Genomic DNA, 18,249 nt, shown 5'->3' with positions numbered 1-18,249 from the left:
TTGCAACAGATAGTTATTTATTCTGGCATATACCTATCTAACTTATTAAATATAAATAAATTTTTTAACTAAAAATAGTTATTAACTATCTAATTGCTAAATATTTGCAATGTTAAATATTATGAAAATATGTTTACTTAAATTAAAAATGGCAGAGAGATACCAATACCAATCTCTGCCATTTTTTATAATATTTTAAGAGTTAGTGCTGCTAACTTTTTCTTTCAGTCTAGGTAGATAAATCTAGATTATGAGAGTTTTAGCTTTGAGCAGCTTGGACAAACCCTAAAGTTAAGCTGTCTTTAGCGAGGAAGTGAGATAAATGATATGCACGTTCCTCAGTTTTCAACAAAATCTTTTCGTACAGATAGCGTGTACCCCGATCGCCCAAACTCTCTGCCTGAGCAGCTTGACGACGAATTACGCCAATAATTGCTTGTTCGGCAGCTAGGTCATTTTCCACCATTTGGCGAGATGAATATACACCTTCAGATTCTTGTTCAAAACAGGTTAATTCTGCTAATTTGCTGAAGGTCGCTACTGGCACACCACCTAGTCCATCCAAACGTTCTCCAATTTCATGAACGTGATCTTGTACTTGGTTGTAGCTTTCGTTAAAAAACTCATGCAGAGAGTAAAATTCCGAGCCTTCAACTACAAAATGATGCTTTTGGTACTGCAAATATAGTGCCTGGAAACTAGCTAATACAACGTTGAATCCTTCTGTCACTGGAGCAGTTACGCTGTGATCCAACAACACAGGGTTGTCATATACATTACCAAAATTCCGTAACAAAGTTTGTGTTTCAGACATTACGTTCCTCTCTTTTTAAGAGTTATAGATTTTAACTGCTTATTCTTAACATATTAACATTTTAATAATAAGAGCAAGCCAATTCGCCATGTCAATATTTTGTATTTTTGCTTACTAAAAATCTCAAGTTTATTGTCGGCTGGATGATGGTACGCTCACCAAGTTGCATAATTTTCTCATTATCATTGACATCCTAGCTTAAATGTGCATCTTTGCTAACAAGAGCAGGGAGTAGTGAAGAAGCAAGGGAGAGAATAAAAAATTAAAATTACCTCTTTCCCCTCTGCTCACTGCTCCCCGTCTCTCTACCTCTTCCCTTTTTAATATGGGATGGCTGTAAAAATTTGATTTTTTTTTCTAAAATTACTGAGAATTGTTTGCACTTAAGGTATGCTGGTTTAAAGAGGCTAAACTCCTCAGACTTTTAAAAAGCAGGGAGTTAACTCGCAGTAGTTACTGCAAGTTTGTTGCAGTTTGAGGGCAATTCTCTTGAAATCGTTTACAGAAATACAAAGCAGCCACCTTGTAGAGGTGAATTGGGCAGATCGCTGGCAAGTCTATCAACGCCTAAAGGAGTTAGACATTCCCTGTAGTTGTACGGCTAACCAGCCATTGCAAGTTGAAATTGACTCTCCTATGACAGTTATTCAACTTTGGAGTGTGATACGGCGATTAACAGCCTCTCGTCAAGACCAGATTTGGACTCTTGAGCATTGCTGGAAAAGTCGCTACCAACAGTTCTAATCTTTAGCTACTGAGAATATCTCGCTTGACAGCTTAGATTAATTAAAAGGAGGTTAAAAAATGGGTGCATCTCACAGTATTGAAGTATCAGAATTTTGCCTTGAGGGCAGATTTATAGATTTTGTTATTAAAGATGGCTATAAGCTTAAAGGCTTAATTCTGGGGACTCATGAAGGTGAGTCTTATATTAAACTTGCTAAAAATTTACGGGCTACTTTTGACTTGCGCTTACCACCAGGTACTTGGCTGCAAGTTGTTGGTTACAAAAAACATGATTTGAAGAATGGCACTGTTACTCTGAAGGCTGAACGGGTGATGGCGGCGCCTTCTCAGATGGTGATTCAGACGGCTACCGCAGTGCAAGAACCCCCATCTATTGATAATGCCAAGGTAAAACCAGCTAAAACTAAAGCCACGATTTTGGTGTGTCAAAAGTCTGATTGTATGAAACGCGGTGGTAAAGCAGTTTGTCAGGCGTTGGAGGCGGCTTTAAGCGATCGCGGTTTAGAAGACCAAGTTACAATCAAGGGCACTGGTTGTATGAAGAATTGTAAAGCTGGGCCAAACTTAGTTATGCCAGATAAAACCCGCCATAGCCGAATTCAAGCTACACAGGTTCCGGCGTTGATGGATAAGCATTTTGGTGACAAGAGTTTAGAAACGCAGCCTAAGAATTTAAAAGAAGCGGCGATATTTAATGCTAAGTTTTGCTGAAAAACTTAGCGAAATCTTGACATTTGAATGAGAAAGCTTCATAATATCTTCATTGAGTGTGTTCCATTAATACTCGGCATTCGGCTTTAGCCCAGTATTTGTAAGAGTTTCAAATTAAGCGATCGCCTACGATTTGTCATGAGCAAGACAAAGTAGTAGTTGCGATCGCTTAATATTTGTATGCAATTGGATTTAGCGATGCCTGGGTTGGGCTACGCCGATGCAAAGCAGTTTGTCATGGGTTGGCTAAAATCGCTATTTGTATGCAATTGGGTTTAGCCGCCATTCTCCTGAAGGCAAGTTAGCTGGGATTTTGTGCTTACCCGTGCGTTCGCCAGAGATTAAAATCTCAGGCTCATAGCGCAAGTCCACTCAAGTAGACTGAAACCCTTTTCTAGTTTTTTTTAGAAGATTTTAGGTGTGAGAGAGGGAATTGATTCTCAGGCGGTTGTTGGGACTTGTGGGTTTTCTGGCGGGTAGGTTGGAAATTACACAACCTAAGTTAGAGAAGACTGCAACAACTGTCGCATGGATGTAGCCTGCACATGATTAGGAAACACGGTTAAAAAGTCATTTAGGTCTTGGATAGCTTCATGGGTACGCTCTAAGGAAGCACCTTGAGATAAAACATAGCGATATAACTGCTCTGCTGGTTGAGTATATTGAGCAGCTAAATAGTAAAGGGCTAAGTTAAAGGCATTACGCCAGTCTTTAGAATCTTTTTCGTAATCCTGTTTAGCAAGCTTGATGGCAAGCGCTAGGTCAGATCGTGCTTTGTCTGGTTGGTTAAGGGCTTGGTAAGTTAAAGCGCGATCGTACAATTCCCAATTACTGTCAGAATCCAAGTCAATAGCACGGTTTAAATCTGCAAGAGCCTCGTTATATAGCTTAAGCATCAGGTAAGTTTGACCGCGATTTGTGATCGCCCAGTCAGATTTGGGGTTAAGTTCAATCGCACGGTCAAAATCTTCTAGGGCTTCTGGATAACGCTTCATTGAGCGATAAGTTTCACCGCGACATGCGATCGCCCAGTCAGATTTGGGGTTAAGTTCAATGGCGCGGTCAAAATCTTTTAGGGCTTCCGCGTAACGCTCCATTAAACGGTAAGTTTCACCCCTATTTGTGATCGCCCACTCATATTTGGGGTTAAGTTCAATCGCACGGTCAAAATCTTGTAGTGCTTCTAGGTAACGCTCCATTAAACGGTAAGTTTGACCGCGATTTGCGATCGCCCGGTCAGATTTGGGGTTAAGTTCAATCGCACGGTCAAAATCTTGTAGTGCTTCTAGGTAACGCTCCATTAAACGGTAAGTTTGACAGCGACTTGCGATCGCCCAGTCAGATTTGGGGTTAAGTTCAATGGCGCGGTCAAAATCTTGTAGTGCTTCTGGGTAACGCTCCATTGAGTGGTAAGTTTGACCGCGACTTGCGATCACCCAGTCATCTTTGGGGTCAAGTTCAATGGCGCGGTCAAAATCTTTTAGGGCTTCCGCGTAACGCTCCATTAAGCGGTAAGTTTCACCGCGACATGCGATCGCCCAGTCAGATTTGGGGTTAAGTTCAATCGCACGGTCAAAATCTTGTAGTGCTTCTGGGTAACGCTCCATTAAGCGGTAAGTTTCACCGCGACATGCGATCGCCCAATCAGATTTGGGGTTAAGTTCAATGGCGCGGTCAAAATCTTCTAGGGCTTCTGGGTAACGCTTCATTGAGCGATAAGTTTGACCGCGACTTGCAATCGCCCAGTCAGATTTGGGGTTAAGTTCAATTGCACGGTCAAAATCTTCTAGGGCTTCTGGGTAACGCTTCATTAAGCGGTAAGTTTCACCGCGACTTGCAATCGCCCAGGATTTGGGGTCAAGTTCAATGGCGCGGTCAAAATCTTCTAGGGCTTCTGGGTAACGCTTCATTGAGCGATAAGTTTGACCGCGACTTGCGATCGCCCAGTCATATTTGGGGTCAAGTTCAATGGCGCGGTCAAAATCTTGTAGTGCTTCTGGGTAACGCTCCATTAAGCGGTAAGTTTCACCGCGACATGCGATCACCCACTCATATTTGGGGTCAAGTTCAATGGCGCGGTCAAAATCTTGTAGTGCTTCTGGGTAACGCTCCATTAAGCGATAAGTTTCACCGCGACATGCGATCGCCCAGTCATATTTGGGGTCAAGTTCAATGGCGCGGTCAAAATCTTCTAGGGCTTCTGGGTAACGCTTCATTAAGCGGTAAGTTTGACCACGCCAACCTAGAGCAATTGGTTGCCATTTAAGCTCAATCCCAGAATTCTGTAAGACTGCGGTAAACATTTCCAACGTAACTTGATAAACGTCCTCCTCATAAGCTTTTAACCCATTCGCTAATTGCTTACCCCAACGTTGAACTTCAGAGGAATCGACATCTTTACCAGCCTGAAGCATTATTTCTGCATATTGTTGGGCAAATTTGCGTTTATTTTTGAGTGCAGCGAGAAATTCATTGAGAGCTACAGATAAATTCCTTTGCGGTGACTGACATAAGTTGTGGTACAACACGTTTAATGTGTGACTTTGCCAACTAGAATCGCGCTGTTTTTCTTCTTCCTCTAATTGCAGATCATTTCGCAGCCTGTCATAATATTCTGCCAACTTGCCATGTATGTCAGCCCAACCTTGCGGCGATGAAAGGCGCTTGTGGCGTAACATTTGGGTTTTGACCACATCATGATAAGCCCAGCCGTCGGTACGTTCGTTAACAAAGGATGTTTCTTTTAGCCAAGTAAATAACTCGTCAGCTTCTTCTTCTGTTCTTAATTTGGCTATAACATCTCGATTCAAACACCGAGAAATGGCAGCATCAAGCGCCACTTGTTGCCGTTTGGGGTCATCAACCCATTTTAAAAAGCGTTCTACTGCACTGCTACTAGGCTCAATTACCTGGTTTGGATCATTGGGATGAGTATCTGCTAGCATTCCTACTAGCAGGGGTAAGTTTCCAGAAAGGTGTAAAATCACTTCAACAACGCGATTGTCTGTAATGCCTTTCCGAGTTAGATATTGTTGGGCTTCTTCTTCTGTAAAGGGTTCCAGAGGGAAACGAACTATTAACCCCTCATAAGATGCCCAATGATTTTTATCTAATTCATCCCGACCGGCGATGGTTATCAATATATTGAGAGATACTTCACCGTGGCGACCCTCCAAAATTTCCCGTAGCCAGTTATCTAGAAATTCTCCGGTGCGTTCATAAGTATCAAAAAACAAAACAACACCAATTTTTTCAGCAATTTTAAAAATATCTTGCAAAAATAACGGGGTCAGAACTTCTTCAGGTTCTTGAACTAAACGCACCTCATCTTTATTTGTTATTTTCTTTGCAACATAAGAAGCCCATTCTCCAGCCTGGGTAGCGAAAGCATCCTCATCTACAAAGTCAAATACAGCACCGCCAACGGGAACTCGACGCGCTAAACGTACACCAGTTTTTGCCATAGTTTTCCCGACAAAAGCCGAAAAGCCTTGAGGAGCTTCTGGATCGGTTTCTAATTCTTGGCGCTTTTGACGGTAAACTTTGTAGCGTTCTGTAAACTGCGTTAGTTTATGACCTTGCCGTTCTAAGTCCTCAGCTAGACGACCCATGACTTCTGGTATAGTTTTTTCAGCTTCATCGATGTAAGCCGAAATAATTTTTGCTTCGTCAGCAATTTTACGAAACTGTCGTAGTAGGGTACTTTTACCTACTCCACCTTGACCCCAAACGTTATATATAAAACGACGGCGATCGTCTTCTGGGGGTAATGCTAGATTTTGACGAAATTGGTTTACTTGGTCTTCACGACCCACAAAACCTGATTGCTGGCGCTGCTTAAGAATATCTTGTAGACTCTTGGGCTTGTTTTGTGGGTTCATTACAAGATTTGATTTTGAAATGCTAGTGTTTACAGAATAAATACTAAATATACAAGGTGTATTTCGGAATTTATCAAACTTTTTCTAGGTAATTTTTATGCGTAATACCAATTCAATTAATGATTGCAACACATCTTTGTGTAAAGACGCGATGAATCGCGTCTCTACAAATGGTTTATTTGTCGTATTCTTTTTTCAAATTGGCATAACCTTAATTTAATTTCGATGTTGACCTTTTGAGGCTCGATGTTGACCTTCTGAGGCTCGATGTTGACCTTCTGAGGCTCGATGTTGACCTTCTGAGGCTCGACATTGACCTTCTGAAGCTCGACATTGACCTTCTGAAGCTCGACGTTGACCTTCTGAGGCTCGAATTTGACCCTTCTAAGGCTCAACTTTGACCTTCTGAGGCTCGAATTTGACCCTTCTAAGGCTCAAAAATGCCTTGGCGATTAGAAATCGCGGCTACACAGACAAAACCCGCCTGCGCGGGTTTCAAGAATCTTTGGATACAAAACGCAAAAAGGGCATAACAATGTTATGCCCCTACCAATAATGTGGATTTTACTAAATTGACAACTGCTATACTTGCCAGTTGCAAGCTTTAGCTAACTGCGGTTTCAGGTTGCTTTTTCTTAGAACGGCGATTAAACCTGCGTCCCATCTCATCAATTACTGCATCTAAACCTGCTACATCACCGCTAGCTTTGGCATAGCTATAAACTGCTAATGCAGCAGCATAGGCTTCGCTAGCAGAGGCTATACAGGTATCATCCACCAATTCTTGCAGTTGGGTTAGAGACAAAAGCACTGGATACAACGCTTCAAATAGCGCCAAATCTCGGCGCATCTCTTCTAAATCAAAAGAACGGGGCAAAAAGTTAGGGTTCTGTGTCGCTACTTCTAAGGCTTTGCTGACAAAAGCCCGACTTTTATCTCCCATCTTCAGCATCGTTCGCCGATCTTCAGGGGTCAAATCTACCAAAAATGGTAACTTTTCTTTAATTGTAGCGATCGCTTGCATAACCGCTTCCTTATCTGCTGGGGATAAGCTGGCACTGATACGATTTTCTGGCATTTTTAATACTACTTTGGGATACTTAATTTCAGTATTCCCAAAGTTATCGCATCAGTCTTCAAGATAGGCTACTGCCAGAATTCATTACATAGAATCGAGCCGATGACGTAATTGGCTACTAAAAGCATCAATTACTGTGACGACTACTAAAAGCACTAACATCATGGTTGTTGCTTTGGTGTACTCGAACCCGTCGATGTAACTTTTTAACTGAAAGCCAATACCACCTGCACCAACTACACCCAAGACAGAAGCAGCACGGATGTTGTACTCAAACATCCAAAAGGTGTAACCTAATCCCAGTGGTAGCACTTGCGGGAGAATGCCGTATTGAGCAATCTGTAGCTTAGAGGCTCCGATAACTTGTAAGGATTCAAGAGAACGCGGATCAACCGCTTCAATTGCCTGTTGATAAAATTTGGCAAGGTAGCCGATGGTGTAGATTCCCAAAGCTAAAGTTCCTGCTGGTGCGCCTAAGCCAGTGGCGGCAACAAAAATTAGCCCCAGAATAATTGAGGGAACAGAACGCACAGTATTTTGCAGCAAATTAGCTAGCGATCGCAACCACCCAGGCGCAACATTGCTGGCGCTAGCTATAGCGATCGGTACTGAAAGAATAGCTCCAATGGTAGTTCCCCACAAAGACATTTGTACAGTTTCAATTAGTGCCTTAACTGCAATATCTAAAACTTTCCAATCGGGAGGAAATAATCGAGTAATAAAATCAATGATGTATGGCCAGCTAGAACGCAGCAGTTCAAAATCGAGTTTGAGTCCTCGCAAAGCCCAACCATAAACTACTACGACAATTAATAAGATGAGTAGAGAACTCAGCCAAGGGTAGAAGCGTAAACGTTTTGACTTAAAAAAGGAACTCATACTGTATTAATTCTCATTTAGGTTGAGAAGCGTAGTCTTTGCGATTAGTCAAATTAATTACCCCCCTTAATCCACCCTTGGAAAGGCTACGGTGTATACACAAGTCCTAAAATCATTGCCTGGTAAGATACAAGCCTTGGTAGGCAAGGTTTTGAGTTAAGCAAACTGATTATCAATAGTGTCAGCTTATTGATAGAGTACTAATGGAAAATCAAGGATTTTAAAAATAATTTTCCGTTGTTTTTCGTTGATTTGATTGCCAACTCGACTTGTGTATACACGGTAGCTTATAAAGGGGGGAAATAGAAAATCAGTGTCCCCTCCCCTTTATAAGGGGAGGGTTAGGGTGGGGTAAAATCCAGATTCATCAGCTATTTCAGACTTGTGTATACACAGTAGCCCCTTTGCAAGGGGAGGGTTTAGGGTGGGGTAAAACTGACGCGGTTTAAATAAAATTTTACTCAAGCGGAAACTTTCGCAAATTGAGCTTGTAAGTTGTCACAAAGTCCTTGGTAAACGACGCGTCCAGCATCTAAGATGATCGCTTGCCCTGCGTATTTTTCTGCGATTCCCAAATCGTGCAAAACTGCGACAATAGTCATACCTTGCTGAGTGTGCAATTGGGATAGAGTTTCCATGACTTGTTGCGATGCCACAACATCTAAGCCTGTGATGGGTTCATCAACTAAAAGAATTTGCGGTGATTGAATTAAAGTCCTGGCGATCGCTACTCGTTGTTGCTGTCCGCCACTTAATTGACTGGTTTTTTGAAAAGCTAACTCTAAGAGTCCTAACTGCTCTAATAAATTTAATGCCAACATGCGATCGCGTTTGGAAAATCCCAACAGTGTTTGCCAAGTTGTTCTTTTACCAAGGCATCCGCACAAGGCATTTTCTAGTGCTGATAATTGCCGAATCAATCCGCCACCTTGAAATAACATCCCAATATCGCGCCGAATTTTTGGCAGTGTTCGGGAATTCATCTCCACATTATTGACGATGATTTCTCCTTTCACAGATGGCACTAATCCAACTAGCGATCGTAGTAATGTAGACTTACCAGCACCATTTAGCCCCAGTAAAACTACAAATTCACCCCGTTTAATCTGGCAATTAATCCCGTTGAGAATCGGACGATTCAGAGATGCAGCATAAGCTGTCTCTAGGTTATGGCACTCAATAACATAATCATTCATAGAAATTTATTGAACAGAATTCAGGAGTCAGGAATCAGGAATCAGAATGAATTTTGACCAAAAAAGCAGATAGCGCCGCGTCTCCTAAAGAGAGTCAAAATTGGTAAGTTCTGAATTCTGAATTCTGAATTCTGAATTCTAAATTATGGTTCAATGCCAGCAATTTGCAAAGCGTCACGGATAGTTGCTAGGTGACGATCGTGGTTAATTCGCACTAATTCTGTGGAATTATACAAGTCGCGTAACAATTTATTATTTTCCGACTTATTTAATTTCAGTAAGGCGTTGATGATTTTTTCCCGTGTTGGAGTTGGAACGTCATCATCAATGGCAATACCGTGAGCAGGTACACCAGTAATTTTGTGCAGAACCCGTAACTGATTTTTCTCTTGGGCGGTGATATAAGGTGGATTCAGAGCATATTCTGACACAACAGCTACATCAGCTTGACCGCGCACAACTGCTTGCAAGGCTTTGCTATAATTACCGCCGTAAGAAATTTGACCAAAGAAACCATCTAAGCGATCGCGGTTGGGTACAAATTTTTGTTTGACCAACTCAGCAACAGGGATAATAAATCCAGAGCCAGAAGTAGGGGAAGTAAAAGCAATTTTCTTGCCCCGCAGTTGTTCTAAAGTGGCTTTAGCTGAATTTTGAGTTTTTAGGGGACTATTCTTAGGAACAACAAATGTTGAGCTATAAGTGTATCTTCCAGAATAAGTGGAGCGAACTTCGGCTAGATACAAGCTGGCGTTTGCTAATTGTTTCGCTTTCAAAGCCGGACGGCTACTTAAAAAAGCTACATCAGCCCGATTTGCTCTCAAAGCTTCCACAGCAGCTGTATCATCACCAACTTGGGCGACGACTGGAATTCCTAACTCTTTAGATAGAAAAGCTCCTACTGCATTTGCCTTATTTTGCAAGTCTGTAGAATCAGCACGACTGGGAAAAACTATTGTTAAAGTCTTCAGCCCTTGGGCAAGTAAGCGTGGTGTCTGTTGATTAGTGGTGGGGTTGGCGATCGTTGCTTGCATAGTCCCTACAGTGCTGACTACTAGACCTGTAAGCACTGTAAATGCCGCACCAGCACCCAATAAGCTCTTTTTCCTCACACTCATTTGCAACTCTCCATTAGGAAGTTTTCTTAGTTCTTTTGCTAATTAATTGCAATTAACTCCTAAAAAATATTTAAAGCTTTTAAGAATAAAAGTCAATAATAAAGCCTAATTTGTTTGGAGAGTTGTAGACTGATTTTGTGAATGTATTGGCACTAACCGCTAATTACAGCGATCGCATCAATTTCTACCAACACATCTTTAGGTAAACGCGATACCTGTACACAAGCCCGCGCTGGGGCTGTATCTTCCGGGAAATATTTAGCATAAACGGCATTCACCGCCGCGAAATCATTCATATCAGCTAAAAATACAGTGGTCTTCACCACATCTTGGAAAGTCGCACCAGCTGCTGTGAGGATGGCTTCAAGATTAGCTAATACCTGCTCAGTCTGCTTTTTGACATCATCAGTGTAGACGACATCACCAAGGCGGGGATCGATGGCAATTTGTCCAGCGATGAATACAAATTGACCAGAAGCTGCGATCGCTTGATTATAAGGACCGACTGGTGCAGGTGCGTTATCAGTATTAATTACTTTACGAGTCATAGATATTACTTTCTCTAACGATGTTTCCTGTTTACCTATTTCTACCTGAGAAGCGATCGGTTTGTAGACTTCTCCATCTGGAATTATCGCACCAGTCAGGTCTGCATCTTTAAAGCTCATACCGTAAGTTCTTGCACCAGTTAAATCTTTGAGATTTTCTTGACTCAAATTTACTGAATGAAATTTACGTTCCCCCGCGGCGTATTTCTCTAAAAGTTCCTCAGCATCCATAATGCACCCTTAAATACCACTGACACAGTATAATCACAAAAATTTTGTGTCACAGGTATTGCTCTCTTTTCTTCCTTTGCGTCCTTGGCGTCTTGGCGGTTCGTCCTTTTTACCCCAACCTTGGACGTATCCCATAATGCCGATATCGCCAATAATCGCGCAGAATGCGATCATGGTCAAAACATAAATTACCTGGCACACGCCAATACTCAAAAACTCCTACACTCTTAGCATCATCTCCAGCCTTTGGTTCCCCCTTAGCTGTCGCCAAAAACACAATGCTAATGGTATGCTGACGCGGATCGCGATCGGGGTCAGAATACACCAGTAATTGTTCAACTAACTCCACTTGCAAACCCGTTTCTTCCTCAGCTTCTCGCTGCGCCGCCACTTCCACCGCTTCTCCATAATCTACAAAACCACCAGGAATAGCCCAACCTAAGGGTAGATTATGTCTTTCAATTAACACTATTGGCCGATGAGGCCGATCTACTAGTTCAATGATGATATCAACTGTCGGTGCAGGATTTCGGTAAGTCATAGCTAATTAGTCATTGGTCATTAGTCATCAGTCATTAGTCATTAGTCATTGGTTATTCACAAAGGACAAATGACAAAGGACAAATGACAATCAAGATGAGTTTACTTGATTTACCGTGCAAATACTGTTCCGTGGTAAATTCGATGCGATTGGCTTTGCCACTGCCCCTTGGGCGATCGCATAGCGTATCCATCAGATAATTGCTCCCTCTCATAATTCAGATAAATATGCCTTTTCCTAGATCCAGTGGCATTTTGCTGCATCCTACCTCCTTTCCCAGCCGATTTGGCGTTGGAGATTTAGGCTTAGAAGCCTATCGCTTCGTCGATTTTCTTAAAGATACCTATCAACAATATTGGCAAGTTTTACCCTTGGGCCCCACTGGATATGGTAATTCGCCCTATATGTGTTACTCAGCAATGGCGGGAAATCCTCTACTGGTTAGCCCAGAAAAACTGCGAGATGAGGGTTTACTAACTGAAGAAGACTTTGCTAATTTACCAGGATTTCCGGTAGAAAAGGTAGACTTCGACAAGGTTGTGCCGATTAAGATTGGGCTACTCAAAAAAGCCTGTGAAAACTTTAAAGTGAATGCTACAGACATCCAAAAAAACGAGTTTGCAGGTTTTTGCGACAGTAAAGCCTATTGGCTAGATAATTACGCCTTATTTATGGCGCTAAAAGATGCCCACGAAAATGCAAGCTGGCATACATGGGAGCCAGAATTTGTCAAGCGCGAACCCGAAGCATTAGCTCAGGTACAGCATCGGCTCAATGAGGAGATTTTTTATTACAAGTTCGTCCAATTTGAGTTTTTCCGGCAGTGGTCAGAGCTGAAAAGCTACGCCAACATGCGCGGTATTGACATTATCGGCGATATTCCTATTTACGTAGCTCATGATAGTGCTGACGTGTGGGCGCATCCTAATATCTTTTGCTTAGACGAAGAGACTGGAGTTGCTGCCCAAATGGCAGGAGTCCCACCAGATTACTTTAGCGCCACCGGTCAATTGTGGGGCAACCCAGTTTATAACTGGGAGGAATTGCAAAAACAAGACTTTAAATGGTGGGTACAGCGCTTTGAGGCAATGCTGGATTATGTCGATATTATTCGCATTGACCACTTCCGGGGCTTCGAGGCTTATTGGGCTGTGCCGCAAGGTGAACAAACTGCCATTAATGGTCAATGGGTGGAAGCGCCTGGGGATGCTTTTTTTGAAGTGATTAGGCAAAAGTTGGGCAAGCTACCCGTCTTAGCAGAAGATTTGGGAGTAATTACACCAGGGGTAGAAGCGCTGCGAGACAAGTATGAATTTCCGGGGATGAATATTTTGCAATTTGCCTTTAGTGCTGATTCTGCTAATCCATTTTTACCATTCAATTATCGGCACAATGCTGTAGTTTATACTGGAACTCACGATAATGATACAACCATAGGCTGGTTCAATTCAGCCACCGACTACGAAAAGGAAAACTTGTTGCTTTATTTAGGTTGTGTTAGTCCTGAAGGCATCCACTGGGATTTAATTCGCCTAGCTTTGAGTTCCATAGCCAACCAAGCAATTATTCCCTTGCAAGATATTTTGGGATTAGGAAACGAAGCGCGGATGAATTTTCCTAGTACTGCTGAGGGGAACTGGGAGTGGCGCTATCAATCAGGAGCGCTGAGAGAGGAATTAGGCGATCGCTTGAAAGTTCTTACCAGACTCAATGGACGCGCCCCAGAAGGGCAATAGGGCAGCGGGAGATGAGGGGACAAGGCAGACAAGGAAGACAAGGCACAGGGAGGAGTAAATGCCTCCTTTTCCTCCTTCTCTCCTTGTCACCCTCATCCTACTCATTTCTTTGAGTCTTTTTCTTCTCTACGAGAGGCTGGGTGTAGCTTGCTTTCCTCTAAGGGTAAAATTTTGAATTGATTTCTTCTTCATATCAAAACTTAGGTTTTGCAGCAATTCTAACTTCTTCCTCTTTCCCCGGTTCTCCCATTTCTTTGGCTTTCTCTTGATTGACACTCATTAACACGCCACCAGCATTATCAGTTTTCACTGTGAGTTGCTGTTGAGCTTTCCAAATCCGGTGAGTTCCCTCTGGGAGAGTACCCTCAAATTCGGTTTTACCATCAGCTACTACACGAATCCAAGATGACGCTTTCAAAGTGACACCAATCTGTACAGCCTTTCCCTGCTGGACGGCGCTAGGGGTATCGTTAACTGATTGAACCTCCACTGACTCTTTTACTTGGGCTATTTTTGGTTTAACAATGGACTTTTGTTTTGGGGATGGCTGATTTTGATTATTACTTGTACTTGCTTGTAGTACTGCGTTATTTAATAACTGAGATAAGCCATTTACAGAACATACAATTAGCAATATGTAAAGAAAGTAAAGATGAACCGGACGTAGTTGATTAAGGGGTGAATTATTCTCTATACCTTGAGAATTCACTTGTGCAGAACTAATCGGAAAAGTGCCAGAAAATTCTACTCCATTCAAGCCTAGTGCATCGGCGAATTGCCTAATTAAACCTTGTATATAGACTGGTTCTGGCAGATCGTTTAAATTACCTTCTTCGATCGCCTGCAATAATCGCTGGGGAATCCTAGTTAATGCAACCATTTGCTCTAGAGATAATCCCTGTTCTTGACGCAATGCCCAAAGTTGAGCGCCCATTTCTGCCAATTTTTCGGCTCGTTGTTGCTCTAATGAAATTGATGGCTGGTTATTATTCTTCTTTCTTAGCCATTTCATGCCTACTGACACTCCTTAACTCCACAGAATCAATAATTAGGTTGTGTTATCTGATCTTGCAAAAAGCGAATCTCATCATCTTTGAGGGAACGATATTTACCTTCTTCCAAAAAAGGTTCTTTTGGAGTTTGTAATTGAATTGGGCCGATAGCAGTCCGATGCAGTTTGATTACTGGGTATCCTAACTGTTGAGCTATCCGGCGAATTTGGCGATTTCTTCCCTCCTGCAACACTATTTCTAAAAAGCTTTGCTCGCCATGATGTTCTATTAGCTGTACCTTAGCGGGTCTGGTTTTTCTACCCTCCAACATCACACCCTGACGCCACATTTTTAGTATTGCTTCTGGAGGGTGTCCTTCTACCAAAACACGATATGTTTTGGAAATGCTGTGGCGGGGATGGGTTAGTCCAAATGTCAGATTTCCGTCATTGGTCAGGATTAATGCTCCTGTAGAATCTGCATCTAAACGCCCAACTGGGTGAATACCTGTACCCTCCCATAATTCTTTCGGTAGTAGATCCAGGACTGTTGGTCGGCGCTGAGGGTCGTAGCAAGTCGAAACCACACCTCTTGGTTTGTGCAGCAATAAATATATTAAAGCCGGACGCTGCTTTTTAGATACAGGCTTACCATCAATTACGATCGCATCTTTTTCGGGATCAATTTTTTGACCTAAATGTGCCAATACCCCATTTATCCGCACTCGTGAGTGCCTAATCATTTCTTCGGCTTCACGACGTGAGGCGATACCCCATTGAGCGAGAATTTTTTGTAACCGTGCCTCCATGTGTAATTGCTTATTTACTGTTAACAATTAAATGATATTTGCATTTTGTAGCGAGTAGACATAAATGTTACATTTAAGACTTATTTAATTTCTGTTCGGTTGTTAAGCAAATATTCATAAATAGATTCCTTAGATGTCAGAGCAAAATTTCAACACAACACATACTAATAAAATACGCATAATTACGCAGGTACTCACAACAGCCCTAAAGCTCTGGTTGAGAGCGCAAGTGAGCCAAATATCAGATTTAGAAGTAAAGATTAAAGCGAGCGATCGCCAAATTCTCTCTGGGCGTATCCCATCGGTATCTATTTTTGCTACTGATGCAATTTATCAAGGTCTCCTAATTACACAAATTAAATTAATAGCGGAAAATATTCGCATAAATATCGGCTCGGTACTCAAGGGAAAACCGCTACGACTGTTAGAAACAGTACCAGTAGTTGGCGATTTGATCGTAGACGAGAAGGATCTTAATGCTTCTCTCTCATCTGACTTATTATCTAATGCTTTGAGTGATTTGTTGGTTAAGGTTTTACCAACACATTGCCCAAAGTCACAACCAATAAACTGGCAAGAAATTAACCTTGATAACAACCAAATTATACTGCGAGGTATAAGAGTAACCAATAGTGAAACAACTCCTCTAGAGATTTGTCTTAGCTCACAGTTACTCAATGGGCATGAGTTGCAACTAGCACATATAACAATCAAGCCCGACCAGGAGGAGATATTAGAGGACAATCATGAGTACAATCTGGATCTTGGCTCAGATGTCGATATCCAAGAATTAACGTTGATTCCAGGCAAGCTAGTGTGTCGTGGACGGATTAACGTTAACCCTTGATGATTAGAAATTAAAAAATGCTAATACATTATTTTAAATGATATGGCGGCTCTTAGATGGCAGGGGGCAGAGGGCAGGGGGCAGGGGGCAAGAGGAGAATGAATTGTAACTGTAATTTGGTATAAATTAGGATTTATAGATGAGTCTTTAATACTCGTGGACGAGTCTTTAATACTCGTGAATGAGTCTTTGATACTCGTGGACGAGTCTTTGATACTCGTGAATGAGTCTTTTATTCTCGTGAACGAGTCTTTTATATTCGTGGACGAGTCTTTAATACTCGTGAATGAGTCTTTTATATTCGTGGACGAGTCTTTAATACTCGTGAATGAGTCTTTTATACTCGCTGACGAGTCTTTGATACTCGCTAACGAGTCTTTTAACTCCATTCCCCTGCTCCCTGCTCCCTGAACCCTGCCCCCTGCTCAGTTACAGTAGCGGCAACAGTAGTGTCACAAAATAATAAACCAAAGGAGCGGTGAAAATATAACTATCAGTACGGTCTAAAATACCACCGTGTCCAGGGATTAACTGCCCAGAATCTTTGACTCCAGCATCCCGCTTAAGCATAGACTCGGTAAGATCCCCCAAAAGACTTGCAATGCCAATCAGTAAACCCAATGCTAAACCAGTGAAGGGGGATCTGGGTAAATGCAAATAATAAGCTCCTGCTATGGCTACAGCAATACTTGAAGTAATGCCAAAAACAGCACCCTCTACAGTTTTTTTCGGGCTAATATCAGACAGACGGGTTTTCCCAAAGAATTTGCCAATAGTGTAAGCGCCGATATCGGCTGCCCAAATACACAAAAAAGTCAGCAGTGTTGCTGTAAAACCTTGTGGTAAAGAAGCAGAATTTGCCTTTTCCCAGAAATCTGTCCAGGTTGTGGGCCAATAACCTCCGAAAGGAAGATTGCTAAAAGCAGCAGTATCAATTGCTCGTAATCGCACCCAGTAACTCGGCAAATAACCTACGTAAAATAGCCCCATAATAGAAGCGGAAACATCAGCGATCGTGGCAAATTTGGGCTGAAACAACAGATAAAAACAAATAAGTGTGCCAGCAATTGGCATTACAGCGTCAGCTAAACTGCCATCAAGGGTACAAATTACCAGCAAGACTTGGCTGACAGCCATAGTGGTTTTAGCGGCGGGAGCGATGCCTCTGGCTCGCACCAAATTAAAATATTCCTGTTGACCCAAAAAGATGATAACTGCAAAGATGATGGTAAAGTACCAACCTCCCAAAAGGGTTGCAGAAAGAGCAAGAGCGATCGCAACAATTCCACTAATAATCCGAGACCAAGGCATAGAAGTATTAAATATTGGGCATTGGGCATTGGGCATTGGGCATTGGGCATTGGGCATGGGGCATTAATTAATTAGTTATTGTTTTTTCCCCTGCTTCCCCTGCTTTCCCTACTTCCTCATCTCTGTTTTCTCCCTTTCTTTACCGCTTCTTTCAATGCCCCATGCCCCATTCCCTAATCCAGTTTCTCACCACTGAGGATAAAAATGGGATCAACGGCGGTAAAGGTTTGAGAAAAGCCACGCGTCTCTAAGCGGTTAACGGCAGACTGGACGACTTCGATATTTCTAGCCCTTAACAGAGAAAAGCTCTGAGAAATAGCATACAGACTTTCTAGATTAGCAGCTGTCGCTACAACCCGACCGGATGGGGGCAAATAATCCCATGCTGCTTGCAGAATCTCTTGAATGGGTCGTCCTCCCTCAATACAAACGCGATGAGGTGTAACTTTAAGATCGTGTAAACACTCTGGAGCGCTACCTTCAATTACTTCGACGTTTTTCACATCAAAGCGATCGCAGTTACGCTTGATCAGATTAGCTACTTCTTCATCCCTTTCTATAGCGATAATCTTTCCACCTGGACACAATAGCCCCACCTCTACCGGAATTGTACCCGTGCCTGCACCAATGTCCCACAACACAGAATCTGATTTTAGTCGCAGTTGGGCAATTAACATTAGTCGGACTTCTCGTTGACTCAGGGGAATTCCTGGCAAATTTTCAAACAATTCATCGGGAATACCAGGGGTAATATAAGGCCAAAGTTGGGAGGGCATAGAATTACGCAATTATACTAAAGATATGGATTTGC

16 protein-coding genes and 1 pseudogene are annotated in these 18,249 nt (G+C 42.3%); 4 read left to right on the top strand and 13 right to left on the bottom strand.

Annotation, left to right across the window (positions count from 1 at the left end):
* Positions 1–259: 259 nt before the first annotated feature.
* Entirely contained in the window at positions 260–814 is a 555-nt protein-coding gene (locus RMY00_RS26325) for a Dps family protein (protein ID WP_100898647.1), read from the bottom strand.
* A gap of 489 nt (positions 815–1,303) precedes the next feature.
* Between RMY00_RS26325 and RMY00_RS26320 the strand changes: the two genes are divergently transcribed.
* The gene (locus RMY00_RS26320; protein ID WP_322650364.1) at positions 1,304–1,558 is read left to right on the top strand and encodes an Asr1405/Asl0597 family protein; all 255 of its coding nucleotides are present in this window, start codon (positions 1,304–1,306) and stop codon (positions 1,556–1,558) included.
* Between the two features lie 60 nt (positions 1,559–1,618).
* Entirely contained in the window at positions 1,619–2,272 is a 654-nt protein-coding gene (locus RMY00_RS26315; RefSeq protein WP_322650363.1) for a (2Fe-2S) ferredoxin domain-containing protein, read from the top strand.
* Positions 2,273–2,769: 497 nt separating this feature from the next.
* Here RMY00_RS26315 and RMY00_RS26310 read toward each other — a convergent pair whose 3' ends face one another.
* The 8 genes and pseudogenes from RMY00_RS26310 to RMY00_RS26275 all read right to left on the bottom strand — a co-directional run bounded on the left by RMY00_RS26310 (position 2,770) and on the right by RMY00_RS26275 (position 11,958).
* Positions 2,770–6,153 (bottom strand): tetratricopeptide repeat protein, encoded by a 3,384-nt coding sequence (locus RMY00_RS26310; RefSeq protein ID WP_322650362.1) that lies wholly within the window; start codon positions 6,151–6,153, stop codon positions 2,770–2,772.
* 604 nt (positions 6,154–6,757) lie between these two features.
* Positions 6,758–7,231, bottom strand: a complete 474-nt coding sequence (locus RMY00_RS26305; RefSeq protein WP_322650361.1) for a hypothetical protein — start codon at positions 7,229–7,231, stop codon at positions 6,758–6,760.
* Positions 7,232–7,315: 84 nt separating this feature from the next.
* Entirely contained in the window at positions 7,316–8,110 is a 795-nt protein-coding gene (phnE, locus tag RMY00_RS26300; protein WP_322650360.1) for a phosphonate ABC transporter, permease protein PhnE, read from the bottom strand.
* Positions 8,111–8,571: 461 nt separating this feature from the next.
* Entirely contained in the window at positions 8,572–9,306 is a 735-nt protein-coding gene (locus RMY00_RS26295; protein WP_322650359.1) for a phosphonate ABC transporter ATP-binding protein, read from the bottom strand.
* A gap of 143 nt (positions 9,307–9,449) precedes the next feature.
* Positions 9,450–10,424, bottom strand: a complete 975-nt coding sequence (locus RMY00_RS26290; protein WP_322650358.1) for a phosphate/phosphite/phosphonate ABC transporter substrate-binding protein — start codon at positions 10,422–10,424, stop codon at positions 9,450–9,452.
* Between the two features lie 152 nt (positions 10,425–10,576).
* Positions 10,577–11,143 (bottom strand): annotated as a pseudogene (locus tag RMY00_RS26285) (RidA family protein); the annotation flags it as partial.
* A gap of 169 nt (positions 11,144–11,312) precedes the next feature.
* A complete protein-coding gene (locus tag RMY00_RS26280) occupies positions 11,313–11,744 on the bottom strand; it encodes an NUDIX hydrolase (protein ID WP_322650357.1) in 432 nt (143 codons plus the stop codon).
* Positions 11,745–11,796: 52 nt separating this feature from the next.
* Positions 11,797–11,958 carry a hypothetical protein gene (locus RMY00_RS26275; protein ID WP_322650356.1) on the bottom strand — a complete coding sequence of 54 codons (162 nt, stop codon included), beginning with the start codon at positions 11,956–11,958 and terminating at the stop codon, positions 11,797–11,799.
* A 13-nt stretch (positions 11,959–11,971) separates the two neighbouring features.
* Between RMY00_RS26275 and malQ the strand changes: the two genes are divergently transcribed.
* Entirely contained in the window at positions 11,972–13,480 is a 1,509-nt protein-coding gene (gene malQ, locus RMY00_RS26270) for a 4-alpha-glucanotransferase (RefSeq protein WP_322650355.1), read from the top strand.
* 193 nt (positions 13,481–13,673) lie between these two features.
* Here the strand turns inward: malQ and RMY00_RS26265 are convergent, their stop codons facing one another.
* Positions 13,674–14,492, bottom strand: a complete 819-nt coding sequence (locus tag RMY00_RS26265; protein ID WP_322650354.1) for a RodZ family helix-turn-helix domain-containing protein — start codon at positions 14,490–14,492, stop codon at positions 13,674–13,676.
* Between the two features lie 29 nt (positions 14,493–14,521).
* Complete coding sequence (locus RMY00_RS26260; protein ID WP_322650353.1) at positions 14,522–15,307, bottom strand: pseudouridine synthase; 786 nt, start codon at positions 15,305–15,307, stop codon at positions 14,522–14,524.
* 106 nt (positions 15,308–15,413) lie between these two features.
* Here RMY00_RS26260 and RMY00_RS26255 point away from each other — a divergent pair, with 106 nt between their 5' ends.
* The gene (locus tag RMY00_RS26255) at positions 15,414–16,127 is read left to right on the top strand and encodes a DUF2993 domain-containing protein (RefSeq protein ID WP_322650352.1); all 714 of its coding nucleotides are present in this window, start codon (positions 15,414–15,416) and stop codon (positions 16,125–16,127) included.
* Between the two features lie 429 nt (positions 16,128–16,556).
* Here RMY00_RS26255 and RMY00_RS26250 read toward each other — a convergent pair whose 3' ends face one another.
* Entirely contained in the window at positions 16,557–17,438 is an 882-nt protein-coding gene (locus tag RMY00_RS26250) for a phosphatidate cytidylyltransferase (protein WP_322650399.1), read from the bottom strand.
* A gap of 173 nt (positions 17,439–17,611) precedes the next feature.
* Complete coding sequence (gene cbiT, locus RMY00_RS26245) at positions 17,612–18,214, bottom strand: precorrin-6Y C5,15-methyltransferase subunit CbiT (protein WP_322650351.1); 603 nt, start codon at positions 18,212–18,214, stop codon at positions 17,612–17,614.
* Positions 18,215–18,249: the final 35 nt, after the last annotated feature.

This window comes from Nostoc sp. ChiVER01 (genome assembly GCF_034531155.1).
In the GTDB taxonomy this organism is placed as follows: Bacteria; Cyanobacteriota; Cyanobacteriia; order Cyanobacteriales; family Nostocaceae; genus Nostoc.
The sequence above is the reverse complement of the archived record's forward strand: the minus strand, read 5'-3'. Positions and strand labels throughout refer to the sequence as shown.